General features: G+C 68.6%; 18 protein-coding genes and 1 tRNA gene. 12 read left to right on the top strand and 7 right to left on the bottom strand.

The genetic code is table 11. The features are described from left to right. Positions 1-104: 104 nt before the first annotated feature. Entirely contained in the window at positions 105-1,541 is a 1,437-nt protein-coding gene (gene pyk / locus AB0D57_RS35365; RefSeq protein WP_362082797.1) for a pyruvate kinase, read from the top strand. 7 nt (positions 1,542-1,548) lie between these two features. Here the strand turns inward: pyk and AB0D57_RS35360 are convergent, their stop codons facing one another. Next, the gene (locus AB0D57_RS35360) at positions 1,549-2,337 is read right to left on the bottom strand and encodes a helix-turn-helix domain-containing protein (RefSeq protein ID WP_362082794.1); all 789 of its coding nucleotides are present in this window, start codon (positions 2,335-2,337) and stop codon (positions 1,549-1,551) included. An 87-nt stretch (positions 2,338-2,424) separates the two neighbouring features. Further along, positions 2,425-2,507, bottom strand: a tRNA-Leu gene (locus tag AB0D57_RS35355). Positions 2,508-2,602: 95 nt separating this feature from the next. On the opposite strand from AB0D57_RS35355, the gene AB0D57_RS35350 reads away from it, so the two are divergent. Continuing rightward, entirely contained in the window at positions 2,603-3,259 is a 657-nt protein-coding gene (locus AB0D57_RS35350; RefSeq protein ID WP_362082791.1) for a response regulator, read from the top strand. A gap of 27 nt (positions 3,260-3,286) precedes the next feature. Here the strand turns inward: AB0D57_RS35350 and AB0D57_RS35345 are convergent, their stop codons facing one another. After that, positions 3,287-3,823 carry a hypothetical protein gene (locus AB0D57_RS35345; RefSeq protein WP_362082788.1) on the bottom strand — a complete coding sequence of 179 codons (537 nt, stop codon included), beginning with the start codon at positions 3,821-3,823 and terminating at the stop codon, positions 3,287-3,289. A gap of 316 nt (positions 3,824-4,139) precedes the next feature. Here AB0D57_RS35345 and AB0D57_RS35340 point away from each other — a divergent pair, with 316 nt between their 5' ends. The 5 genes from AB0D57_RS35340 (at position 4,140) to AB0D57_RS35320 (ending at position 9,457) form a co-directional block, all read left to right on the top strand. Then, complete coding sequence (locus tag AB0D57_RS35340) at positions 4,140-5,300, top strand: branched-chain amino acid ABC transporter substrate-binding protein (protein WP_362082785.1); 1,161 nt, start codon at positions 4,140-4,142, stop codon at positions 5,298-5,300. Positions 5,301-5,494: 194 nt separating this feature from the next. Further along, the gene (locus AB0D57_RS35335; protein WP_362082782.1) at positions 5,495-6,418 is read left to right on the top strand and encodes a branched-chain amino acid ABC transporter permease; all 924 of its coding nucleotides are present in this window, start codon (positions 5,495-5,497) and stop codon (positions 6,416-6,418) included. Next, entirely contained in the window at positions 6,415-7,785 is a 1,371-nt protein-coding gene (locus AB0D57_RS35330) for a branched-chain amino acid ABC transporter permease (protein ID WP_362082779.1), read from the top strand. Before AB0D57_RS35335 ends, AB0D57_RS35330 begins: the two co-directional genes overlap by 4 nt. After that, on the top strand, positions 7,785-8,693 hold the full coding sequence (locus AB0D57_RS35325) for an ABC transporter ATP-binding protein (RefSeq protein ID WP_362082776.1): 909 nt from the start codon (positions 7,785-7,787) through the stop codon (positions 8,691-8,693). The genes AB0D57_RS35330 and AB0D57_RS35325 overlap by 1 nt, the downstream gene beginning before the upstream one ends. After that, on the top strand, positions 8,690-9,457 hold the full coding sequence (locus AB0D57_RS35320) for an ABC transporter ATP-binding protein (RefSeq protein WP_362082773.1): 768 nt from the start codon (positions 8,690-8,692) through the stop codon (positions 9,455-9,457). The genes AB0D57_RS35325 and AB0D57_RS35320 overlap by 4 nt, the downstream gene beginning before the upstream one ends. Positions 9,458-9,738: 281 nt before the next feature. On the opposite strand, the gene AB0D57_RS35315 is transcribed toward AB0D57_RS35320, so the two are convergent. After that, positions 9,739-10,209, bottom strand: coding sequence for a hotdog fold thioesterase (locus tag AB0D57_RS35315; RefSeq protein ID WP_362082770.1), 471 nt, complete (start codon positions 10,207-10,209; stop codon positions 9,739-9,741). 59 nt (positions 10,210-10,268) lie between these two features. Further along, the gene (locus AB0D57_RS35310; RefSeq protein ID WP_362082767.1) at positions 10,269-12,563 is read right to left on the bottom strand and encodes an FdhF/YdeP family oxidoreductase; all 2,295 of its coding nucleotides are present in this window, start codon (positions 12,561-12,563) and stop codon (positions 10,269-10,271) included. A 146-nt stretch (positions 12,564-12,709) separates the two neighbouring features. On the opposite strand from AB0D57_RS35310, the gene polA reads away from it, so the two are divergent. Both polA and AB0D57_RS35300 read left to right on the top strand, forming a co-directional pair. Beyond that, a complete protein-coding gene (gene polA / locus AB0D57_RS35305) occupies positions 12,710-15,436 on the top strand; it encodes a DNA polymerase I (protein WP_362082764.1) in 2,727 nt (908 codons plus the stop codon). A 595-nt stretch (positions 15,437-16,031) separates the two neighbouring features. After that, entirely contained in the window at positions 16,032-16,994 is a 963-nt protein-coding gene (locus AB0D57_RS35300; protein ID WP_362082761.1) for a serine hydrolase, read from the top strand. On the opposite strand, the gene AB0D57_RS35295 is transcribed toward AB0D57_RS35300, so the two are convergent. Further along, a complete protein-coding gene (locus tag AB0D57_RS35295) occupies positions 16,915-17,769 on the bottom strand; it encodes a DUF4184 family protein (RefSeq protein WP_362082758.1) in 855 nt (284 codons plus the stop codon). The genes AB0D57_RS35300 and AB0D57_RS35295 overlap by 80 nt on opposite strands. Positions 17,770-18,064: 295 nt before the next feature. On the opposite strand from AB0D57_RS35295, the gene AB0D57_RS35290 reads away from it, so the two are divergent. From AB0D57_RS35290 to AB0D57_RS35280, 3 genes are all read left to right on the top strand, one after another. After that, on the top strand, positions 18,065-19,786 hold the full coding sequence (locus tag AB0D57_RS35290; RefSeq protein WP_362082755.1) for a lytic transglycosylase domain-containing protein: 1,722 nt from the start codon (positions 18,065-18,067) through the stop codon (positions 19,784-19,786). Positions 19,787-19,961: 175 nt separating this feature from the next. Beyond that, positions 19,962-20,096, top strand: coding sequence for an SPW_0924 family protein (locus tag AB0D57_RS35285; RefSeq protein ID WP_362082752.1), 135 nt, complete (start codon positions 19,962-19,964; stop codon positions 20,094-20,096). Positions 20,097-20,117: 21 nt separating this feature from the next. Then, positions 20,118-21,110 (top strand): DUF3068 domain-containing protein, encoded by a 993-nt coding sequence (locus AB0D57_RS35280; protein ID WP_362082749.1) that lies wholly within the window; start codon positions 20,118-20,120, stop codon positions 21,108-21,110. Here the strand turns inward: AB0D57_RS35280 and hrpB are convergent. Beyond that, positions 21,100-23,697, bottom strand: a complete 2,598-nt coding sequence (gene hrpB / locus AB0D57_RS35275) for an ATP-dependent helicase HrpB (protein WP_362082746.1) — start codon at positions 23,695-23,697, stop codon at positions 21,100-21,102. The genes AB0D57_RS35280 and hrpB overlap by 11 nt on opposite strands. Positions 23,698-23,762: the final 65 nt, after the last annotated feature.

Raw genomic sequence — 23,762 nt, 5'->3', positions numbered from 1 at the left:
CTGGCGACGCCGCCACCAGGCCCGATCCCAGGACAGCCACTACCAGCGACAAGCCACTCAGGCATGAAGATCGCGATCTACAACTGGAGTACTAGGCTCGAACCATGCGCCGAGCAAAAATCGTCTGTACATTGGGCCCCGCCACCGACTCGTACGACCAGATCAAAGCCCTGGTCGAAGCCGGAATGGACGTAGCCCGCCTCAACCTCAGCCACGGCACCTACGCCGAACACGAGGAGCGCTACCGCCACGTGCGAAAGGCGGCCGACGAGACCGGCCGCAGCGTCGGACTCCTCGCCGACCTTCAAGGTCCGAAGATCCGACTCGGCCGTTTCGCCGAAGGCCCCGTACTCCTTGAACGCGGAGACACCTTCACCATCACCGTGGAGGACGGCATCGAGGGCGACCGCCAGACCTGCGGTACGACATACTCCGGGCTTGCCTCCGACGTCACCCCAGGTGAGCGCATCCTCGTCGACGACGGCAAGGTCAGCCTCCAGGTCACCGCCGTCGACGGCCCCCGCGTCCACACCACCGTGGTCGAAGGCGGCATGGTCTCCGACCACAAGGGCCTCAACCTCCCCGGCGTCGCCGTCTCCGTCCCCGCCCTGTCCGACAAGGACGAAGCAGACCTCCGCTGGGCCCTGCGCATCGGATGCGACGTCATCGCCCTGTCCTTCGTGCGCAGCGGCCGCGACATCGACGACGTCCACCGCATCATGGGCGAGGAAGGCCGCCGCCTTCCCGTCATCGCCAAGGTGGAGAAGCCCCAGGCCGTCGACGCGATCGACGACATCGTCGCCGCCTTCGACGGCATCATGGTCGCGCGTGGCGACCTGGGCGTGGAGATGCCCCTGGAGCAGGTCCCGATCGTCCAGAAGCGCGCCGTCAAGCTGGCGAAACGCAACGCCAAGCCGGTCATCGTCGCCACCCAGATGCTCGACTCGATGATCGAGAACTCCCGCCCGACCCGCGCGGAAGCCTCGGACGTCGCCAACGCCGTCATCGACGGCACGGACGCGGTGATGCTGTCCGGCGAGACCAGCGTCGGCAAATACCCCATCGAGACGGTCCGCACGATGGCCCGCATCGTCGAGGCGGCCGAGGAAGACATCCTCGCCAAGGGCCTGCCGCCCCTGACCGACCGCAACAAGCCCCGCACCCAGGGCGGCGCCGTCGCCCGCGCGGCCGCAGAGATGGGCGATTTCCTCGGCGCCAAGTTCCTGGTCGCCTTCACCCAGTCCGGCGACACCGTCCGCCGCCTGTCGCGCTACCGCTCCCCGATCCCGCTGCTCGCCTTCACCCCGGACCCGGCGACCCGCTCCCAGCTGAGCCTGACCTGGGGCGTGGAAACCTTCCTCGGCCCTCACGTCAACTCCACCGACGCCATGGTCAACCAGGTGGACGAGCTGCTGCTGAACTACGGCCGTTGCCAGAAGGGCGACATCGTCGTCATCACGGCCGGCTCCCCGCCCGGGGTCTCCGGCACGACCAATCTCGTACGGGTGCACCACATCGGGGAGGACGACAGTCCCAAGTAGGCGCCGCTCAGTATTTGGGGCCTACGTGGGCGTCCATGAGGGCGACGGAGGCTTTTCGGGCGATCGAGATGTTGAAGGGGTCGCTGCCGCGAGCAAGGGTCGTCCACTCGACTCCCACCTTGTCGAGGGTGTCGCTGAAGAGCTTCCGGATGTGGTCCGACTTGTTGGTGAAGAAGTATCGGGGGTACTCATAGCGCTTGCGCTCGCCGCCGATGGTTTTCTCGGTCCAGTTGGTGATTCGGCACCCGTCGGAGTGGATGAGGCCCCGGATGAATTCCCAGGGGTGGGCATCGACGATTTCCTGTTGCCAGGGTTCGAGGACGATGGGGCGCTCGTGCTTCTTTCCGGGGCCGTGCTGAGGGAACAGGCAGTGCAGGTGCTTCGAGTAGACCTTTACGTTGGAGCAGCCGATCCTGCGGACGCGGCAGACGGAGTTATCAGGGAACACCGCGCGTATGGCCTGCTCGCAGTCGTCCATGAGCCCGCGCCACGACTCCGTACAGGTGATCATGAGGTTGGGCACGCGGTGCTCTGAGTAGTGGCTGATGTGGCCATCGCCCAGGTACAGGCCGAGCAGGTAGCTGTACGCCGCCTCGTCGAGGTCTCGTCCGTCGCACCGTGGGCATTTCGGATCATGCTTGCCTGGACACTCGCCGCGCTTCGCGCGGTCCGTGTGTTTCCAGTAGCCGACTGTGCCCAGCGGGACGGTAAGTTTCCGCGCCACGTCTGCGTTCTTTACGCCGTCGCGCAGCAGCATGAGAGCCCTCTGTCGAACCTCGGTTCCGTGAAAGATCATGCGGACACTCTGCGTTACTGATCGTGACTCCGTGCAGCAAAAAGCGGATGTTCACGAGAATGTGAACATCCGCTTAGCGTCAAACTGTGCCGGGTGCGGGATTCGAACCCGCAAGCCCTCACGGGCAGAGGTGTTTGAGACCTCCGTGTATGCCGTTCCACCAACCCGGCCTGACTGGCTGCCCGGAAGCATACCGGGTCACCGCAGCTCGCTGCAGCTAGGTAGGCTCTTGGGAGCAGTACCCCGCCGTGAACGAGGAGCCCCCGTGACCGCCCCCGAGTCGCCCCAGCCCGTCGCCGACGACGACAAGTCGCACGTGCCTCCGCTGACGACCCGTGTCGTCATCGCTGAGGACGAGGCGCTGATCCGCCTCGACCTGAAAGAGATGCTCGAGGAAGAGGGCTACGCCGTCGTAGGTGAGGCGGGGGATGGCGAGCAGGCCGTGGAGCTCGCCCGTGAGCACAAGCCGGACCTCGTGATCCTCGACGTGAAGATGCCGAAGCTGGACGGCATCTCCGCCGCCGAGAAGATCGCCGAAGAGGGCATCGCCCCCGTCCTCATGCTGACCGCGTTCTCGCAGCGCGACCTGGTCGAGCGTGCGCGCGACGCCGGCGCGATGGCGTACCTCGTGAAGCCCTTCAGCAAGAGCGACGTCGTCCCGGCGATCGAGATGGCCGTGTCGCGGTTCACGGAGCTGAAGCAGCTGGAGCAGGAGGTCGCGGACCTCAGTCAGCGCCTCGAGACGCGGAAGCTCGTCGACCGTGCGAAGTCAGTCCTCCAGACGCAGTACGGCCTGACCGAGCCCGCCGCTTTCCGGTGGATCCAGAAGACGTCGATGGACCGCCGTATGTCCATGCAGCAGGTCGCCGAGGCGGTCATTCTGGACGCGGACGAGAAGAAGGCCACAAAGAGCGGCGAATAGCGGCGACGAGCGGCGTGTGCTGCTTGCCTACGCGGAGCCCTCGGTCCAGTCTCGCTTGGGGAGCGGGATGGTGACTGGGGGCTCTTCTTCGTCTGCCCGGACGCGGAGGCCGGTGGGGCGGGTGTTCTTGGGGAGGTCGAACCACAGGTCGTAGGTGATCTGGCCGTGTGCGGCGACCTCGGTTTCGAGGGGTTGGCGTTTGATCTGGGTGGCTTCGCGGTCGAGGGGGAGGGCGCGGCCGTTGTCGAGGGTGAGTCGGTGGAGGTTGTTGTCGATCTCGCCGAAGACGGAGTCCTGGGAGGTCACGGTGATGCGGATGCGGCAGAGTCGGCCTTTGGCCCAGTGTTCGGCGTGGGTGCCGACGACGGTGGTGATGCCGCAGCGCAGGCCGATGGTGTCGAAGGTGAGGTTGCCGCTGCGTACGGGTGGGGTGTCGGGGTTGATCTCCAGGGGGCGGAGGTCGGCTGGTGGGGTGGGTTCCGGCCAGAGTGCGGCTGCTGCGCCGGTGGCGGCTGCGATTCCGGCGGTGAGGCCGATGACGCCGCTGAGCAGTCTGTTGTTCATTTCATGGTCCCCCTTAGTCGCATTTGACCCCTCTGTCCCTCTGTCCCGGCCTGTCTGCCGTCCGCTGTGAGGGGCCTGTGCGAGTTGTCTGGATCTTGAGGTTCGCGGTGGACATGTCCGTTTACCGGTAAGGAGTGTTCTGTTTCCGACGCATGACCGAGGTCACAGGGCGATCACACATCCTGCGGTCATCTATCGGAGGGGCCGGGAGCCGGATTACATTCCCGGCACACCGCGTGGGTAATGCGGTGTCCTGTGAGGGTCTGTCAACTTCCCTCATTGTCTAAGTCGTTCGGGCGGCTCCAGGGGGTCCCTCATGCTCAACAAAACCATCGTCAAGCTCGCGATTCCGCTGGCGGCGGGTGCCCTGGCGTTGACCGGGTGCAGCAGTGACTCCGGCAGTGACGGAGACAGTTTCAAGATCGCTTTCCAGGGTCCGCTCTCGGGTGACAACGTCGCTCTGGGTGAGAACATGCAGAACGGCGTGAAGCTCGCCATCGATCAGGCGAACGCCAAGGGTGACCTGGACTACAAGCTGGAGTACGTGGCCGCTGACGACCAGGGTCTGCCGGACAAGGCGCCGACGGCCGCGCAGAAGGTCATCGACGACGAGAGCGTCGTCGCGGTGGTGGGCCCGGCGTTCTCGGGTCCGACGAACACGTCGTCTCCGCTGTACGCGGAGTCGGGTCTGGTGACGGTGTCGCCTTCGGCGACCAACCCGCTGCTGACGGACCCGAAGAACGAGTTCACGAGCTTCCTGCGTGGTGTCCCGAACGACAACATGCAGGGTGCGGCCATGGCGACGTACTACGCCAAGAAGCTGCAGGCCAAGAAGGTCTACCTGATCGACGACAAGACCGACTACGGCGTGGGTCTCGCGGGTGTCGCGGAGAAGGGCCTGAAGGAAGCCGGTATCGCGGTCGTCAAGAAGTCCGTGCCGCAGAAGACGCCGGACTACTCGGCGACGGCGAAGGATGTCGTCAACTCCAAGGCTGACGCGCTGATCTACGCCGGCTACTACCAGGATCTGGCGCCGTTCGCGAAGAAGCTGAAGGAAGCGGGCTACACGGGCGCGGGTATCTCGGGTGACGGTTCGAACGACGCGAAGCTCGTCGAGCTGGCCGGCAGCGCGGCGGAGAACTGGTACTTGACCTGCCCGTGCACCGACGCCACGGTCGAGGCGGGTACGAAGAAGTTCGCGGCGGACTACCAGAAGGAGTTCAACCGGCCTCCGGGTACGTACTCCGCCGAGGCGTACGACATCACCAACATGATCATTGAGCAGGTCAAGGGTCTGAAGGGTGACGTACAGCGTGAGGCGCTGCGTGACGCGCTGGCAAAGGCGTCCTACAAGGGTCTGACGAAGACCTTCTCGTTCGACGAGAACGGTGAGTTCAAGGGTACGGACGTGTACCTGTACCAGGTCAAGAGCGGCAAGATCGTGTACCAGGGCAACGTCAACGACCTGGTTGGCTGACGCCGGCGCTTGATCGGCTGATGCCCTGCGACAGGGGGCCGGGAGACGGTAGTTCTCCCGGCCCCCTGTCTGCGAAGTGGGCTCGACAGCCGTGTCTGATCCCCATGTTCATCTGATCCCCATGTTCCGCCGCGGGCCGCTTCTGTCGCCATGAGCGCGGCGGTCCGCTCGGCTCCCACAAGGAAGACAGCTCCATGTCCCTTCAAGAATTCTGGGACTATCTCGTCCTAGGGGTGATGCTCGGCTCGCTGTACGCCGTCATCGCCATCGGCTACACGCTGGTGTATGGCGTGCTGCAGCTGATCAACTTTGCGCACAGCGAGGTGTTCATGCTGGGCGCCTACGGCAGTCTCATCGTTCTTCAGCTCGTGGATCCGGGGGACAGCCCTTCGGCTCTGGCCTCGATCGGTTTCGTCGCTCTCGCGATGGCGGGGTCCGCGCTGTTCGGCGGTGTGACGGCGTACGGTCTGGAGAAGGTTGCGTACCGGCCGTTGCGTAGACGTGGCGCGCCGAGGCTGATCTTCTTGATCACCGCCATCGGTGCTTCGTTCTTCCTCTACAACCTGGCCGGCAAGCTGTTCGGGCGTGATCCGATGACGCTGCCGGAGGTATACGACAACCACAACGTGTTCAGCGTGTTCGGTGCGGGCGTGAACATCACTCAGCTGCTGCAGTTCGCAACGGCCGTGGTGATGATGGTCGCTCTCGACCTGGTGGTGAACCGAACCAAGCTGGGCAAGGGCATCCGGGCGGTCGCGCAGGATGCCGAGGTGGCCGGTCTGATGGGTGTGGACATCGACAAGGTGATCTCCCGCACGTTCATCATCGGTGGTGTGCTGGGCGGTGTGGCGGGGTTCTTGTTCGCCAACCTGAACCAGGTCTCGTACACGATGGGCTTCATTCCCGGTATCACCGCGTTCGCGGCGGCTGTCGTGGGTGGCATCGGCAATATCCGCGGGGCGATGGCGGGCGGCATTCTGATCGGCATCGTGGAGACGATGACGGTGCCGCTGCTCGGTGACGAGTGGCGGAGTGTGTCCGCGATGGTGGTGCTGATTCTGGTGCTGATGTTCCGTCCGATGGGCATCCTCGGTGAGCGTGTGGGGAGGGCGGCATGAGTGCGGTGGACACGTCGGAGAAGCTGACTGCCTCTGCGGCGAGCAGGCTGCGTCGTACGGCCTGGTATCAGCAGGAGCGGTTCACCCGGTTGTGGGCGATGGTGGCGCTGGGTGTGCTGCTGGCTCTGGTGACGGGTGAGCAGGGCAATACGCGTGACATCTTCTTCTCGGTCAAGGGCACTTTCACCGGCGGTAACTTGTGGGTGTGCCTGGCGATCACGGTCGGTGTATGGGCGCTGCGGGAGTTCGCGGCGGACGCGGTCAAGGGTGTTGCGGCGAAGGCGAAGTCGGGTGTGGGTGGCCCGGTCGGCGCTGTGCAGGCGCGTTTTCAGGCGGACAAGCGGCTGCGCTGGGGTCTGATCGTCCTCGTCCTCGTGCTGGCGCTGACGATTCCGTCGGGTCTGGCGCGGCAGTGGCAGACCCTGCTGGTCGACCAGATCGCGATCTTTGCGCTGCTTGCGATCGGCCTGAATGTGGTGATCGGTTGGGCTGGTCTGCTGGACCTGGGGTTCTTCGCCTTCTTCGCGGTGGGCGCGTACTCGACGGCGTACTGGACAGGGCATCTGCCGGTGCAGCCTCCGGTGGTCCTGAACAACTTCTGGGTGATTCCCATCGCGGTGGTGACCTGTCTGCTCACGGGTCTGCTGCTGGGTGCTCCGACGCTGCGGCTGCGGGGTGACTACTTGGCGATTGTGACCCTGGGCTTCCACGAGATCATCTATCTGGTCGCGAAGAACGCGGACGGGATCACGGGTGGCCCGCAGGGTGCCCGGTTGATTCCCGACTTCTCGGTCGACTTCGCGGGGATCAAGTACGAGTGGTCGATCAAGCCACTGCCGTACTGGTATTTGCTGGTCTTCTTCATCGTCCTGGTGATCGTGCTGTTCTCGCGGCTTGAGAACTCGCGGGTGGGCCGGGCGTGGACGGCGATTCGTGAGGACGAGATCGCTGCCGCGGCGAACGGTGTGGACACGGTGCGGTTCAAGCTGATGGCGTTTGCGATCGGTGCGTCGACCTCGGGTGTCGCGGGTGTGATCTTCACGAGTAAGTACGGGTACATCAACCCCGAGGTGTTTCCGCTGCTGCAGTCGATTCTGATCCTGGCATACGTCATCTTCGGTGGCATGGGGTCGATTCCGGGTGTGCTTGCGGGTGCGGCCGTGCTGGTGTGGCTGCCGGAGGCGCTGAAGGACTACGTGGATCCGGCCGACCGGTACATGTACTTGGGCGCGCTGCTTGTGATCATGATGATTTACCGGCCGCAGGGCATCTGGCCTTCCCGTCGTCGGCAGCGTGAGCTGAAGATGGCGGAGGAGGGTATCGGCGATGCGGATGCGATGTCCGAGCCGGCGGGAGGCAAGTTCTGATGACCACCGATGTGACGAGCGACCCGACTGAGGCTGCGGGGCCTGCGCCGGATGACGCGGAGCTGGTGCTGCAGACTTCGGATGTGACCCTGAGATTCGGTGGTCTGGTCTGTCTGGACCATGTGGATCTGAAGATGCGCCGCGGAGAGATCCTTGCGGTGATCGGTCCGAACGGTGCGGGCAAGACGTCGCTGTTCAACTCCCTTACGGGGGCGTATACGCCGCAGGAGGGGCGTATCGTCTTCCGTCCGAAGGACGGTGGCGAGAAGTCGCTGCTGGGGAGTAAGCCGCACATTGTGAACCGGTTGGGTCTGGCGCGTACGTTCCAGAACATCCGGTTGTTCTCGGCGCTGACGGCGCTGGAGAACGTGAAGATCGCGGCGGAGACCCGGCTGAAGGCCGGTCCGGTTGCGATCATGTTGGGGTTGCCGAACGCGCGCCGGGCGGAGCGGCTGAGCGATGAGCGGGCGCACCGTCTGCTGAAGTTCGTGGGGCTCGAGGACAAGCTCAACGAGATTGCGGGCAGTCTGAGTTACGGCGATCAGCGCAGCCTGGAGATCGCGCGGGCGTTGGCGACGGATCCGCAGGTGCTGCTGCTGGATGAGCCGGCTGCGGGTACCAACCCGACGGAGAAGCTGGAGTTGGAGCAGCTGATCCGCCGGATCAACGATGAGCTGGGCGTGAGTGTGCTGCTGATCGAGCACGACATGCGGCTGGTGATGTCGGTGGCGGACCGGGTGATGGTCCTCAACTTCGGCAAGAAGATCGCCGAGGGGACGCCGAGTGAGGTGCAGCAGCATCCGGCGGTGATCGAGGCGTACCTCGGCTCTTCGGCGGAGGGTGCCGAGGAGGTCCAGAACATCATCGCCGAGCGGCAGCCGGCGTCGGACGAGGAGAGCAGCCAGTGAGCGCGACGACGGAGCTGCACAAGGAGTCGGGCGGTGTCGGTGGTCCGGGCGGCACGCTGCTTGAGCTGGTGGGCCTGCGGGTGTTCTATGGCGCGATCGAAGCGATCAAGGGCGTCGATCTGACGGTGCGTGAGGGCGAGATCGTGGCCCTGCTCGGTGGCAACGGCGCGGGCAAGACGACGACGCTGCGTACTGTTTCGGGCATGCTGCAGCCTCGCTACGGTGAGGTGCGGCTGCGTGGGGAGCGTATCGACGGAATCAAGTCGCACGAGCTGGTGCAGTTCGGGATCGGGCATGTGCCTGAGGGGCGACGGGTGTTCGCGACGATGTCGGTGCGCGAGAACTTGGAGATGGGTGCGTACCGCTTCAAGTCGGTGGACTCTGCCGACATCGATCGGGTGTTCACGCTCTTTCCGCGGTTGGCGGAGCGGCGTGGGCAGGCGGCGGGCACGCTGTCGGGCGGTGAGCAGCAGATGCTGGCGATCGGTCGTGCTCTGATGGGCAAGCCGCAGCTGCTGTTGCTGGATGAGCCGTCGATGGGTCTGGCTCCGCTGATCGTGCAGCAGATCTTCGACATCGTGCAGGAGATCAATCAGCAGGGCACCACGGTGCTGCTGGTGGAGCAGAACGCCACGCAGGCGCTGGCTCTTGCGCATCGTGGTTATGTGCTGGAGACCGGTTCGGTGGCGATGTCGGGTGATGCCCGGGAGCTGCTGGCCGACTCGCGGATCCGGGCGGCGTATCTCGGTGAGGGCGCGGCCTGACGGCTGGTTCGAGCGTGGACTGGGGGGCTGGTGTCGCAGCAGGTGTGCTGCGACACCAGCCCCTGAGCCGTGCACAGTGGCGGCTTTATTCGTTGAACTTTGGGGCCGGCGGTCAGTAGGTGACCCAGAGTGCGACGTAGGGGCTGTCTCAAAGGCGCTGCCAACCGTCGATGTCGCCGTTGTGGAACCCTCCCCTTTCGGTTTCCGTTCCACTTGACGCGTCGGTTGAGAGATGTCTCGGCTCCGGTGCCGTGCGTGGCGTACGGCACCGGAGCGTGATGTCAGCCTGAAGTGGTCGTCGCTGCGTCCCGCAGCAGGCAGGTCAGGCGGGCGGTGCATACGCGCTTGCCGTTCTCGTCGGAGATGACGATCTCGTACGTCGCCGTGCTGCGCCCGCGGTGGACGGGGGTGGCCACGCCGGTGACCAGCCCGGAGCGGGCTCCGCGGTGGTGGGTGCAGTTCAGGTCGACGCCGACGGCGATCTTGGAGCTGCCGCCGTGGAGCATGGCGCCGATGGAGCCGAGGGTCTCCGCGAGGACGGCGGAGGCGCCTCCGTGCAGGAGGCCGTACGGCTGGGTGTTGCCCTCCACGGGCATGGTGGCGACGACGCGGTCCGCGGAGGCCTCGACGATCTGCACGCCCATGCGGGTGCCGAGGTGGCCTGCCGAGAAGAGGGCGGGCAGGTCGACGCCGAGCGAGGCGTACTCGTCGATGACCTCTTGCGGGAACTTCACGTGGCTCTGCTCGCCCATGGGGCCGGCTCCGATCGTCGACGTCGTGAATCTGTCTGGCGCACTGGCTGAGCAAACGCTCAGTCGGTCGTTGATTGTTCCAGACGGACTACGACGGACTTGCTGGCCGGGGTGTTGCTGGTGTCGGCGGTGGCGTCGAGCGGCACGAGGACGTTGGTCTCCGGGTAGTACGCGGCGGCGCAGCCCTTCGCGGTCGGGTAGTGCACGACGCGGAAGCCGGGGGCGCGCCGCTCGACGCCGTCCCGCCACTCGCTGACGAGGTCGACGTACGAGCTGTCGGCGATCCCGAGGGACTGTGCGTCCTCGGGGTTGACCAGGACGACCCGGCGGCCGTTCTTGATGCCGCGGTAGCGGTCGTCCAGGCCGTAGATGGTGGTGTTGTACTGGTCGTGCGAGCGCAGGGTCTGCAGGAGCAGGCGGCCTTCGGGGAGCTTCGGGTACTCGACGGGCGCGGCGGTGAAGTTGGCCTTGCCGGTGGCGGTGGGGAAGCGGCGCTCGTCGCGCGGGGCGTGCGGGAGGGTGAAGCCGTCGGGGTGGGCGACGCGTGCGTTGAAGTCCTCGAAGCCGGGGATGACGCGGGCGATGCGGTCGCGGACGGTCGCGTAGTCCTTCTCGAATTCCTCCCAGGGGGTGCGGGATTCGTCGCCGAGGACGCGGCGGGCGAGGCGGCACACGATGGCGGGTTCGGACAGCAGGTGGTCGCTCGCGGGCGCCAGGCGGCCGTGTGAGGCGTGCACCATGCCCATGGAGTCCTCGACGGTGACGAACTGTTCTGTGCTTTTCCCGTTCGGGCCGACCTGGAGGTCGCGCTCGGTGCGGCCGAGGGTGGGCAGGATCAGGGCGCGGGCGCCGGTGATCACGTGCGAGCGGTTCAGTTTCGTCGATACGTGGACGGTGAGGCGGGCGCGGCGCATGGCGGCCTCGGTGACCTCGGTGTCGGGGGAGGCGGACACGAAGTTGCCGCCCATGGCGAAGAAGACCTTGGCGTCGCCGTCGCGCAGGGCGCGGATGGCTCGTACGACGTCGTAGCCGTGCTCGCGGGGCGGGGCGAAGCCGAACTCCCTCTCCAGAGCGTCGAGGAAGGCGGGGGCGGGGCGTTCGAAGATGCCCATGGTGCGGTCGCCCTGCACGTTGGAGTGGCCGCGGACCGGGCATACGCCGGCGCCGGGGCGGCCGATGTTGCCGCGCAGCAGGAGGAGGTTGACGACTTCGCGGATGGTCGGCACGGAGTGCTTGTGCTGGGTGAGGCCCATCGCCCAGCACACGATGGTGCGCTGGGAGGCGAGGATCATCCGCAGGGCTTCGTCGATCTTGTCCCGGGTGAGGCCGGTCGCGATGAGTGTCTCGTCCCAGTCGGCGGCGCGGGCGGTGGTCGCGAACTCCTCGTAGCCGTGGGTGTGTTCGTCGATGAACTCCTGGTCGACGGCTCCGTCGGTCTCCAGGACGAGCTTGTTGAGGAGGCGGAAGAGGGCTTGGTCGCCGCCGAGGCGGATCTGGAGGAACAGGTCGGTGAGGGCGGCGCCCTTGAGCATGCCCTGGGGGGTCTGCGGGTTCTTGAAGCGCTCCAGGCCCGCCTCGGGCAGCGGGTTGACGGTGATGATCTTCGCGCCGTTGGCCTTGGCCTTTTCCAGGGCGGAGAGCATGCGGGGGTGGTTCGTGCCGGGGTTCTGCCCGGCGACGATGATCAGGTCCGCCTTGTAGAGGTCGTCGAGCAGGACGCTGCCCTTGCCGATGCCGATGGTCTCGGAGAGGGCGGATCCCGAGGACTCGTGGCACATGTTCGAGCAATCCGGCAGGTTGTTGGTGCCGAGTTCGCGGGCGAACAGCTGGTAGAGGAAGGCGGCCTCGTTGCTCGTGCGTCCGGAGGTGTAGAAGAGGGCCTCGTCGGGGGAGTCGAGCGCGGCGAGGTCCTCGGCGACGATGTCGAAGGCGCGCTCCCAGGAGACCGGCTCGTAGTGGTCGGCGCCTTCGGGGAGGTACATGGGGTGGGTGAGGCGGCCCTGCTGGCCCAGCCAGTAGCCGCTGCGGCCGAAGAGGTCGGTGACCGAGTGCGCGGCGAAGAAGTCCGGGGTGACGCGGCGCAGGGTGGCTTCCTCGGCGACCGCCTTCGCGCCGTTCTCGCAGAACTCCGCCGTGTGCCGGTGCTCCGGCTCGGGCCAGGCGCAGCCCGGGCAGTCGAAGCCGTCCTTCTGGTTGACGCGCAGGAGGGTGAGCGCGGTGCGGCGCACGCCCATCTGCTGCTGCGCGATGCGCAGGGTGTGGCCGATGGCGGGCAGCCCGGCCGCGGCGCTCTTCGGCTCGGTGACCTGCGGGGCGTCCTGAACCGGATCGCCCTTGGGCGGCTTGCTGGCCATCGCTGACCCCCTCCACGTGTACACGTCGTGTACACGTCCGCTTGTGTGTCTCCCCGACGGCTTCGATCCTCGCACGCGGCGCTGACAGCGTTCGGGGCGGGCCGGGAGGGCTCTCGATGTCAGTGGGCCGTGGCAGGATCGGGGTCGTGGCAGAAACAGCATCGAAGAAGACCGGGAAAACCGCAGGCACGGCCCGTCCGCGGCTGATGCTCATGGACGGGCACTCGCTGGCGTACCGCGCGTTCTTCGCGCTGCCCGCGGAGAATTTCACGACCGCGACGGGGCAGCCGACGAACGCAATCTATGGTTTTGCGTCGATGCTGGCGAACACGCTGCGCGACGAGGCGCCCACGCACTTCGCGGTGGCGTTCGACGTCTCGCGCAAGACGTGGCGCTCGGAGGAGTTCACGGAGTACAAGGCGAACCGGTCGAAGACCCCGGACGAGTTCAAGGGGCAGGTCGAGCTGATCGGCGAGCTGCTGGACGCGATGCACGCGCAGCGGTTCGCGGTGGACGGTTTCGAGGCCGACGACATCATCGCCACGCTGGCCACGCAGGCCGAGGCCGAGGGCTTCGAGGTGCTGATCGTCACGGGTGACCGTGACTCGTTCCAGCTGGTCTCGGAGCACACGACGGTGCTGTATCCGACGAAGGGCGTCTCGGAGCTGACCCGCTTCACTCCGGAGAAGGTCGTCGAGAAGTATGGGTTGACGCCGGCGCAGTACCCCGATTTCGCGGCGCTGCGGGGCGACCCGTCGGACAATCTGCCGGGCATCCCCGGTGTCGGCGAGAAGACCGCCGCAAAGTGGATCAACCAGTTCGGTTCGTTCGCGGAGCTGGTCGAGCGCGTCGACGAGGTGAAGGGCAAGGCCGGGCAGAACCTCCGTGATCACCTGGAGGCGGTGCAGCTCAATCGCCGTCTCACGGAGATGGTGAAGGACGTGGAGCTGCCGAGGACGGTCGCCGACCTGGAGCGTGCTCCGTACGACCGGACGGCCGTGGCGATGGTTCTGGACACGTTGGAGATCCGCAACCCGTCGCTGCGTGAGCGTCTCCTCGCCGTCGACCCGGGGGCGGAGGAGGCCGAGGCGGCGCAGCCGGTCGCCGCGGGTGTCGAGCTGGACGGTGTGGTGCTGGGCGCGGGCGAGCTGAAGCCGTGGCTCGCCGAGCACGGCAAGGCGGTCCTCGGGCTGGCCACGGTCGACTCGTGGGCGCTGGGCACCGGCGCGGTGGCCGAGGTCGCGCTCGCCGCGGCGGGCGGGGCGGCCGCGTGGTTCGACCCGACGCAGCTGGACGAGGCCGACGAGAACGCGTTTGCGAAGTGGCTCGCCGATCCCGGGAAGCCGAAGGTGCTGCACAACGCCAAGGGCGCGATGCGGGTCTTCGCCGAGCACGGCTGGAGCGTGGAGGGCGTGTCCATGGACACGGCGCTCGCCGCGTATCTGGTGAAGCCGGGGCGTCGCTCGTTCGCGCTGGACGCGCTGTCCCTGGAGTACCTGGGGCGGGAGCTGGCTCCCGCCGCCGCTGCCGACGGGCAGCTCGCCTTCGGCACGGACGAGCAGGCCGAGGCCGAGGCGCTGATGGTGCAGGCCCGCGCGATCCTCGATCTGGGCGAGGCGTTCGGCGAGAAGCTGGCGGAGGTCGGTGCGGCCGATCTGCTGCGTGACATGGAGCTGCCGACGTCCGCGCTGCTGGCCCGTATGGAGCGGCATGGCATCGCGGCCGACCGGGCGCATCTGGAGGCCATGGAGCAGATGTTCGCCGGCGCCGTGCAGCAGGCGGTGAAGGAGGCGCACGCCTCCGTCGGGCACGAGTTCAATCTCGGTTCGCCCAAGCAGCTTCAGGAGGTCTTCTTCGGCGAGCTCGACCTGCCCAAGACGAAGAAGACGAAGACGGGTTACACGACGGACGCGGACGCGTTGGCCTGGCTGGCCACGCAGACCGACCACGAGCTGCCGGTGATCATGCTCCGTCATCGCGAGCAGGCGAGGCTGCGGGTGACGGTCGAGGGTCTGATCAAGACCATCGCCGGGGACGGCCGCATCCACACCACCTTCAACCAGACGGTGGCCGCGACGGGCCGTCTGTCGTCGGTGGACCCGAATCTGCAGAACATCCCGGTCCGCACGGAGGAGGGCCGCGCGATCCGCCGCGGTTTCGTGGTCGGCGAGGGCTTCGAGTCGCTGATGACCGCGGACTACAGCCAGATCGAGCTGCGCGTGATGGCCCACCTGTCGGAGGACGAGGGCCTGCTCGAGGCGTTCACGTCCGGCGAGGACCTGCACACCACGGTTGCCTCGCAGGTGTTCTCGGTGGAGCGGTCCGCGGTCGACGCGGAGATGCGACGCAAGATCAAGGCGATGTCGTACGGCCTGGCGTACGGGCTGTCGGCGTTCGGTCTCTCCCAGCAGCTGAACATCGACGCGGGCGAGGCCCGTGGCCTGATGGACACGTACTTCGAGCGCTTCGGCGGGGTGCGCGACTATCTGCGCCGCGTGGTCGACGAGGCGCGTGCCACGGGCTACACGGAGACGCTGTTCGGCCGTCGCCGCTATCTCCCCGACCTGAACAGCGACAACCGTCAGCGCCGCGAGATGGCCGAGCGCATGGCCTTGAACGCGCCTATCCAGGGCACCGCCGCGGACATCGTCAAGATCGCCATGCTGAATGTCGACCGGGCGTTGCGCGAGGCCGACCTCAAGTCCCGCATGCTCCTCCAGGTCCACGACGAAATCGTCCTGGAGATCGCCCCGGGCGAGCGCGCGAAGACCGAGGAACTGGTCCGTCGCGAGATGGCATCCGGCGTCCATCTGCGGGCCCCCTTGGACGTCTCCGTCGGCTCGGGCCCGGACTGGGAGTCGGCAGCGCACTAGCCTCCGGCGGTTGGGCCGTGTCTGTGGGTGCCTGGGGGCTACGGGGCGGGGTGACGGTGGGTCTGTGGGTGTCTGGGGGCTACGGGGCGGGGTGACGGTGGGTCTGTGGGTGTCTGGGGGCTACGGGGCGGGGCGACGCTGGGTCCGTGGGTGCCTGGGGCTACGGGGCCGGGCGACGGTGGGGCCGTGGGTGGGATGTCTGCGGGTCCGTGGAGCTTGGCATTCGTGGTCGGTGGGGCCGGGTGCCCGTGGTGCTGCGAGGCTGTGGAGCCGGGCGCTTGGGTTTCCTGGCGCGGCAAAGGCGCGCAATCAGTGCGGTGTCTTTCGACGGTGCCGAGCCGACCGGGAGGGGCACCCCCGTGGGGTCAAGCCCCTGCCCGGAAGGGCGATGGGCGTCCTGGGCTCTTCGGGGGGGCCTGCCCCGGCCCTGGACATGGGTGTCCCGGCCTCTCCGATGCCGTCCGCGGGGTGCCGCCCCGCCCGGGCAGGCCGGAGACGCAGGCCCCGTGTGTCCCGTTCGCCGCCCGGAGGGACCGTCACTCGCGTGGCCCTCGTAGAGGTGCCTCCCGCGTGGCGGGACCGTAAGGATGCGGGCATGGGTACACGCATGCTCAGTGGCCGCACGGCCATAGCCGCAGCCGTTGTCTCGGCGCTGCTCGCGCCGATGCCCGCAGTGGCCGCGGGCGCGAGCAGCGTCCAGGTGCCTGCGGCCTGCCGATCTGTCCTCAACCCCGATCTCGCCGCCCGGATGTCCCGCGACATCCTGGGGGTGCTGTCGTCACGCCGGGGCACGGTCTCCCTCGCGGTGCACGATGACGGCACCGGCTTGACCTGTGCCTTCGCGAGCGAGCGTCAGTACGACGCGGCGAGCGTCGCCAAGGTCACGATCATGGAGGCCACCCTGCGCCGTTCGGAGGAGCTGCAACGCACCCTCACGGAGTGGGAGCTCGCCAACGTACGTCCGATGATCACCGTCTCGGACAACGCGGCCGCCCAGCGGTTGTGGGGCAATCTGGGCCGGGCTGTTCTGGACCGCTTCCTGATCCGCGTGGGGACGACCGGCACCGAGCTCGGCCCGGCCGGCTACTGGGGTCTGACCCGCACCACGGCCGCCGATCAGCTGCGGCTGCTGGACGTACTCACCAACGCCCGCTCGTTCCTGAAGACCCGCGCCTATGGCCTGCAACTGCTCAGTCAGGTCCGCGCCGACCAGCGCTGGGGTGTGCCCGCCGGCATGCCGAAAGGCTTGACGGCGCACCTCAAGAACGGCTGGCTGCCCCGGTCCACGCACGGCTGGCGGGTGCACAGTGTCGGCGCGTTCACGGGCCCTCACCGCACGTACCGCATCGTCGTCCTGTCGCACGACAACCCGACGATGGCGTACGGGGTCCGCACCATCGAGCGCATCGCCCAGGCCGTCCATCGCGGCCTCGATCAGGGGCGCGGTCTCGTCCAGGGCCCCACTACGGAGGGCAAGGTCAGCGAGGTGTCGGACGGTTCGGCTCCGTACGAGCCGGTTCCTGGCTGGGACGAGCCGGAGCGGGACGCCACATCCTGACCCCGACGCCGTACAGCGCGAGGCCGAGTACGAGGCCCGCGCCCGCACCGAAGCACAGCGTCGGGATCAACTCCCACGGCTTCGCGCTGGAGCCCCAGTAGGCCCACCAGCGCGAAGCCCGCTGTACGGCACCCACCAGTGCGCAGGCCCCGATGACGGCGGCTGCGAGCCAGCGGTCGGAACGGGACAGTACCGGTACCCCGACCGGCTCGCCGGGAGGCGTCCGCCGCAGCGCGACGACCACGAAGGCCACGATCACGACGGCAGCCACGGCCGAACTGCCGTACTGCGCGTACCAGAACAGTGGCGAGCCGCCGGCCTCCTCTTCCAGGACGGGGAACAGCCGTACCCCCCACCGGTCGTGATGAGTGAACGCGTCCCACACGACGTGCGTCAGTGCGCCGAGTGCCGCGGAGACGTACCACCACAACGCCGCTGACGCACGCACAGGCCGACGTGGCGCCCCGCAGCGCAGCAGCCCCGCGGGGCGTCCCTGCCGGGCCCGCGGCAGCAGCGCCACCAGCGGTTCGCGCAGCACCAGCCAGGCGCCCACGAGCGCCCAGGCGACGAGAACGTCGAAGGTGAAGACGCCGGCGATGGAGTGCGTGAAGTTGCCGAACTCCATCGCCGCGGGCAGCAGGCTCGCCGCGTAGTAGGTCATGTCGGGGGCGAACGAACCGGCCACGAGGACGGCCGGAACCAGTCGGCCGCGACCGCTCCCGTCACCGCGGACGGCGGGCAGTACGGCCGCCGCGTGGCTGAGAGTGAAGGGCAAATCGTCCCCCTGCAGATGATGTTGGCCGCATTCGTCGGCCTCGGTGATCCCCGGCGGCCAGTATGAGGGACGTAGGGAAACGCCCCGGCGGGCCACCCGAGGTCCGTGTCACCTTGGACAACCCCACATGGCCAAGTGGTGAAAATCGGGCACGAACGGGTGTCTGGGCGACGGAAGTTGTCGTAGGGTCACTTGGGTTGCCGTGCTGGGGGGGGGAGCGCGGTCGAACAGTGAAAGAGGCAAGGGAAGAGAACGCGCGGAGCGCGGGCGGTCGTCCACGGGAGGGGTTCACGCAATGGCGGCGCAATTCGGCAGGCTGCGCAAGGGGGCGGCGACCACCGCCGTGGCCGCGATCGTGGTCGCGGCCCTGTCCGCCTCCCAGGCTCCGGGGGTGACCACCGAGGACCAAGGCGGCCAATCCACCGGCGCTCAGGCCTCGTCCGACGCGAGCAGCGACGGCGGTGGCGGCGCGACCGGCGACTCGCCGTACTACACGGACCTTCCGCCGCTGAACAGCCCGAATCCGAGCCCCAGTTCGTCGCCGAGCGCGGGCACGGCCGTGTCCGTGGGCGAGGCGGAGGCCGGTATACCCGCGACCGTCCTGGACGCCTACAAGAAGGCCGAGGCCTCGCTGCGCGAGTCCAAGCCGGGGTGCAATCTGCCCTGGCAGCTCCTCGCCGCCATCGGCAAGGTCGAGTCGGGCCAGGCGCGCGGCGGGCGCGTCGACGCGGACGGCACGACGCTCTCGCCGATCCTCGGCCCCAAGCTCGACGGCAACGGCTTCGCGCTGATCGCCGACACCGACAACGGCGCGTACGACGGCGACAGCGCGTACGACCGCGCGGTGGGCCCCATGCAGTTCATCCCCTCCACCTGGGCGTGGTCGGGCCGCGACGGCAACGGCGACGGCAAGAAAGACCCCAACAACATCTACGACGCGGCGCTCGCGGCCGGCCACTACCTGTGCCGGTTCGACCGCGATCTGTCCGTGCAGTCGGAGATGAACGCCGCGATCCTCAACTACAACTACTCGACGGAATACCTCAACACGGTCCTGTCGTGGCTCGAGTACTACCGCAAGGGCACCCACGAGGTTCCGGACGGCACGGGCACCCTGCCCTCGAACCGGAGCGACGACGACTCCACGACGGATCCCACCCCGTCGACGCCGGGGTCCTCCACGCCGAGTCCCAAGCCCCCCAAGCCGTCCCCGCCGGGTACGACGCCGCCCAGCCCCACGCCGCCGACCACGCCCACTCCGCCCACTCCGCCCACAACGCCCACGCCGCCCGCCACGCCGGCCCCGCCGACCACGCCCACCGCGACGGTGGACCACCTGGAGGACGCGGGCACCGGGAACCTCACCGCGACCGCGGGCGGCGCCTTCGACGCCAAGGTCGCCGTGCGGACCGAGACCAAGGCGAACAAGGCTGTGGCGAAGGTCCGAGTGAGGTTCACGATCATCGGCGACACGGACTCCACCTTCACCGGCGGCGAGAGCGTGGCCACGGTGGTCACCAACAGCGCCGGCACGGCCACCGCACCCGCGCTCGTGGCGGGTGAGAAGACCGGCGACTTCACGGTCCGCGCCACCGTCGTGGGCCGCGTCCTGGCCGGACTCGACTACACCGCGAGCGTCACCGCCCGCCAGGCAGACACCCTCGCCCGCACCAGCGCCACCGAGCTGACCTGTGTGCCGGGTGGAGAGTTCGCCGACCAGGTGGAGGTAAAGGCCACCTACAAGGGTGCCGTCGCGGGGAAGGTCGCGGCCACCGCGACGCTCATCAAGTCGGCGGACGACGCGACCGAGAACGACAAGGGCCCCTACTTCAAGGACGCGGACGGCAAGACGATCCGCACCCTCACCAGCCTCACGACGGACGCCGACGGCGTACTGAAGCTGCCGAAGCTGTACGCGGACGACACGGCCGGCACGTTCCTGCTCCGCATCACGACGACGGGCGGCGCGACGCTGACGGTCGAGCTGAAGGTCGCCGCCGCCGTAGCCACTTCATAGCCACGTCATAGTCCTACGCGCATCGAGGGCGCCCCCTCCGCTTCCGGCGGAGGGGGCGCCCTCGTCGTGCCGTCGTCTGTGTGCGCAACGTGTTCTCATCTCGCCCCGCCGTTGCTACGGTGCCCGACCTGACGATGTATCAGTTCTCGATCCTCCGTCCTTCGGGAGGCTCCGCATGCGTGCTCTCATCGCCGCCGCGACCGGTCTCGTCGTCGCGCTCGCCCTGGTGTTCACGATCACGGCCATGGGTTCACCGGCCGGCCGGACATCACCGAAGCCGCTGCTGACGACCGTGCCCGCACACCCGTAACTCCCAGGGAGGGACACCGAGATGCGCCGCAAGGCCAGCCTCATCCTGCTCGCCCTCGCCGTGTTCTGCACGGCGCTGTCCCCGCTGCTGCGCTGGTACGCCTTCCCGCGCCTGGCCAAGATTCCCGCGGGCCAGTACCAGGACATGGTTCTGGAGGCGAAGAACGCGACCCTCCTCGACTACGGCACCATGACGGCCAGGAAGGTCCCCAAGGTCACCGTCGTACAGACCCTCAAGGGCAACGTCGAGGCCTCCGAGCGGATCGAGAGGACCGCGGGCCGCGACGTCGTCGTCTGGGACTCCCTCTCCTATGTGCAGGGCCCCGACGGCAAGATGGTCTCCAAGCTCCCCGAGCGCTACATCTTCGACGCGCACAGCCAGGACCCCGTCCACGCCACCGGAGAGTCTGTCGACGGCGACCCCGTCAAGCGGGAGGGCATCGAGTTCAAGTGGCCCTTCCGGACGGAGAAGCGGGACTACGAGTACTTCGACGCGCAGACCCGCACCTCGGCCCCCATCCATTACAAGGGCACGCAGAACTTCCACGGCGTCAAGGTCTACTACTTCGAGCAGACCATCCCCTGGACGAAGGTCAAGTTCCCCAAGGTCATGCCCGTCGAGGGCATCACTCCGGAGTCGGTCGCCAAGACGGGCACGACACGCTGGTACACGACCGTCCGCAAGTTCTGGGTGGAGCCGGTCACCGGCGCGCCGGTCTACGGCGAGGAGATCCACCAGGAGGAACTGCGCGGCGGCACGCTGCTCGGCGACCGTGACAAGGTGATCGCCTTCTCCGGCCACGTGAAGATGCGCGAGGACTACATCGAGTACACCGTCGATCTGGTCAAGTCGAACCGCACCCTGGTCCTCCTGCTGACGTCGTACCTGCCATGGGGCTTCCTGATCCTGGGCGCGGCACTGCTGTCCCTCTCCCTCTACCTGGAGGCGCGGGGCCGCCGCCCGGGCGACCCGGCCCCCACCGAGGCCGTGGAGCCGGAGCCGGTCAACGCCTGAGCCGCGCGTTCGTGTGCCGGGTCGGTGCGGCGGTGGCCGGGTCCTCGGGCCACGGGTGCTTGGGGTAGCGGCCGCGCAGTTCGGCCCGTACGGCCCTGTAGCCGTCCTTCCAGAAGGAGGCGAGGTCGGCGGTGACGGCGGCGGGGCGGCCGGCGGGCGAGAGTAGATGGACGAGTACGGGCACACCGGCGACGGTGGGGGACTGGTGGAGGCCGAACATCTCCTGCAGCTTGACGGCGAGTACCGGCTGTTCGGGGTCGTCGTAGTCGATCCGGATCCTGGACCCGCTGGGTACCTCGATCCGCTCGGGCGCGAGATCCTCCAGACGGGCCGCGTCGCCGGTGGCCCACGGCAGCAGCCGGGTCAGCGCCTGCCCGGCGTCGATCCGCGCCAGATCGGCCCGCCGTCGGGCGCGGCTCAGCTCCGGCTCCAGCCACTCGTCCACGCGCGCGTGGAGCGCGTTTTCGGACACGTCGGGCCAGGGATCGCCGAGGTGCAGTCGCAAAAAGGCGAGCCGCCGTCGCAGCACCTCGGCATCCGGGGACCACCTCAACAGGCCGAGCCCGTCCTCCCGCAGCCCTTCGAGCAGCGCTTCTCGTACGAGCCCGGAGTCGGCGTTCTTGAGCGGCCGCACCGCCAGCTCCACGGCCCCGAGCCGCTCGACCCGCCGCGCGACGACATCGCCGTCGGCCCAGTGCACTTCGTCGCCCTCGGCGTGCAGGGGCGCCGCGGCCCGCCGCGCCGTGTCCTCGTCGATCACGGCGGCGAGCCGCACGCGCGCGTGCCCGGAACCGACGGGCCGGTCGGCCACGGCGACAGCGAGCCAGGGGGCTCCCCGCAGACCTGTGCCGTCCCCGAGCTCGGCGCGCGTACCGGCGACCATGAGGTAGGAGCCGCCCTGAGCCCGCGCGACACGCTCAGGAAACGCAAGAGCGGCCACCAGCCCGACGACCCGGTCGTCACCGCTCCCGCCCCGCTGCCCCGCACCGGCCCCGCCCGGCGGCCCGTCCCCGGAGGGAGCGTCGGTGCTCGGCTCACTCGGGGCATGTCTGCCGACAGGTGGCCGGGAGGGGGTGCGTGCCGTGGGGGTCGACGCGGAGCGCAGACGCTTCGCCTCCGTGCGCCAGCGCGTCGCGTAGGCGTCACCCCCTCGGCGGGCGGCCCGCCAGGCCGCGGCCAGATCGTCCCCGTACTCCCGGGGCGGCTCCTCGCTCAGCAGGGCGACCACTTCGGCGGCCCGGTCCGCGCCGATCTCGGGGGCCGCGTCCAGCAGGGCCCGGGCCAGGCGCGGGTGCAGACCCAGCCGCGACATTCGTACGCCCCGCTCGGTGGCCCGCCCGGCGGAATCCACCGCACCCACTGCCGACAGAACGGCCCGCGCCGCCGCCATGGCCCCGCCCGGCGGAGGATCCAGCAGCGCCAGCCCGGTCGCGTCCGGATCGCCCCAGCAGGCCGCCTGCAAGGCGAACGCCGTCAGGTCGGCCACCTTGATCTCCGGCGCGGGAAAGCGCGCCAGACGGGCATCCTCGGCCTCGGACCAGCAGCGGTACACCCGCCCCGGCGCCTCACGACCGGCCCGCCCCGCCCGCTGCCGCCCCGCCGCCTGCGAGGCCCGTACCGTGGTCAGGGCGCTGAGCCCGCGCGCGTGGTCCACCCGCGGCTCCCGGGCCAGCCCGGAGTCGACGACCACCCGCACCCCGGGAACCGTCAGCGACGACTCCGCCACGGACGTGGCCAGCACCACCCGGCGCCCGGCACCCGCGGACAGCACCGCGTCCTGGATGGCCGTCGGCGCCCGCCCGTGCACCTGGAGTACCTCGACCGACCGGTCACGCAGCCCGCCCGCCACCCGAGCGATCTCCCCGACGCCGGGCAGGAAGCACAGGACATCGCCCTCGCGCTCGGCCAGCGCCCGCCGCACCACCGACGCCACATGCGTCAGCAGCGCCGGGTCGACCCGCATGCCGTGCGGCGGCCGGACGGGCCGCACCGGTGGCGCCCACACCACCTCGACCGGATACGACACCCCGTGCGCCTCGACGACGGGAGCGCCGCCCAGCAGCCGGGCCCATCCCTCGGCGTCGGTCGTCGCGGAGGCGGCCACGAGCCGCAGCTCGGGACGGAGCGCGGACCGTACGTCCCACAGGAAAGCGGCCACCGTGTCGGCGTCCAGATGCCGCTCGTGGCACTCGTCGAGCACCACCACGTCGACGCCCGCCAGCTCCTGGTCCCGCTGCAGCCGTTGCAGGAGGACCCCCGTCGTGACGACCTCCACGCGCGCGCGTGGACCCACCACACGCTCCCCCCGCACGGTATACCCCACGCTCTCGCCGACCTTCTCGCCGAGCAGCCACGCCATCCGCCGCGCGGCGGCCCGGGCAGCGATCCGCCGCGGCTCGGCCACGACGACCCGACGCTCCGGCCGCCCGTCGTCCAGCAGACCGGCGAGCGCCAGTGGTACGAGGGTGGTCTTGCCGGTCCCGGGCGGCGCCACGAGCACGGCACTGCCGCCGCCCTCCAGGGCGTCGTTCAGAGCAGGCAGGGCGCCGCGTACGGGCAGCGGGTCCAGGGCGTCGTAACGGATCACGCCCCTAGTCTCGTACGAGCGTCACGACATCCCCCACGCGCGCGTGACCCTTGGCGCACACCACT

This window comes from Streptomyces sp. NPDC048275, from assembly GCF_040652275.1.
GTDB lineage: Bacteria > Actinomycetota > Actinomycetes > Streptomycetales > Streptomycetaceae > Streptomyces.
Note: the sequence above shows the minus strand (reverse complement) of the source record. Positions and strands in the feature narration are given on the sequence as shown.

Coding starts and splice junctions, on each gene's coding strand:
- pyk (WP_362082797.1), top strand. CDS start 105: ATGCGCCGAGCAAAAATCGTCTGTACATTGGGCCCCGCCACCGACTCG.
- AB0D57_RS35360 (WP_362082794.1), bottom strand. CDS start 2,337: ATGATCTTTCACGGAACCGAGGTTCGACAGAGGGCTCTCATGCTGCTG.
- AB0D57_RS35345 (WP_362082788.1), bottom strand. CDS start 3,823: ATGAACAACAGACTGCTCAGCGGCGTCATCGGCCTCACCGCCGGAATC.
- AB0D57_RS35340 (WP_362082785.1), top strand. CDS start 4,140: ATGCTCAACAAAACCATCGTCAAGCTCGCGATTCCGCTGGCGGCGGGT.
- AB0D57_RS35335 (WP_362082782.1), top strand. CDS start 5,495: ATGTCCCTTCAAGAATTCTGGGACTATCTCGTCCTAGGGGTGATGCTC.
- AB0D57_RS35330 (WP_362082779.1), top strand. CDS start 6,415: ATGAGTGCGGTGGACACGTCGGAGAAGCTGACTGCCTCTGCGGCGAGC.
- AB0D57_RS35325 (WP_362082776.1), top strand. CDS start 7,785: ATGACCACCGATGTGACGAGCGACCCGACTGAGGCTGCGGGGCCTGCG.
- AB0D57_RS35315 (WP_362082770.1), bottom strand. CDS start 10,209: ATGGGCGAGCAGAGCCACGTGAAGTTCCCGCAAGAGGTCATCGACGAG.
- AB0D57_RS35310 (WP_362082767.1), bottom strand. CDS start 12,563: ATGGCCAGCAAGCCGCCCAAGGGCGATCCGGTTCAGGACGCCCCGCAG.
- AB0D57_RS35300 (WP_362082761.1), top strand. CDS start 16,032: ATGGGTACACGCATGCTCAGTGGCCGCACGGCCATAGCCGCAGCCGTT.
- AB0D57_RS35290 (WP_362082755.1), top strand. CDS start 18,065: ATGGCGGCGCAATTCGGCAGGCTGCGCAAGGGGGCGGCGACCACCGCC.
- AB0D57_RS35285 (WP_362082752.1), top strand. CDS start 19,962: ATGCGTGCTCTCATCGCCGCCGCGACCGGTCTCGTCGTCGCGCTCGCC.
- AB0D57_RS35280 (WP_362082749.1), top strand. CDS start 20,118: ATGCGCCGCAAGGCCAGCCTCATCCTGCTCGCCCTCGCCGTGTTCTGC.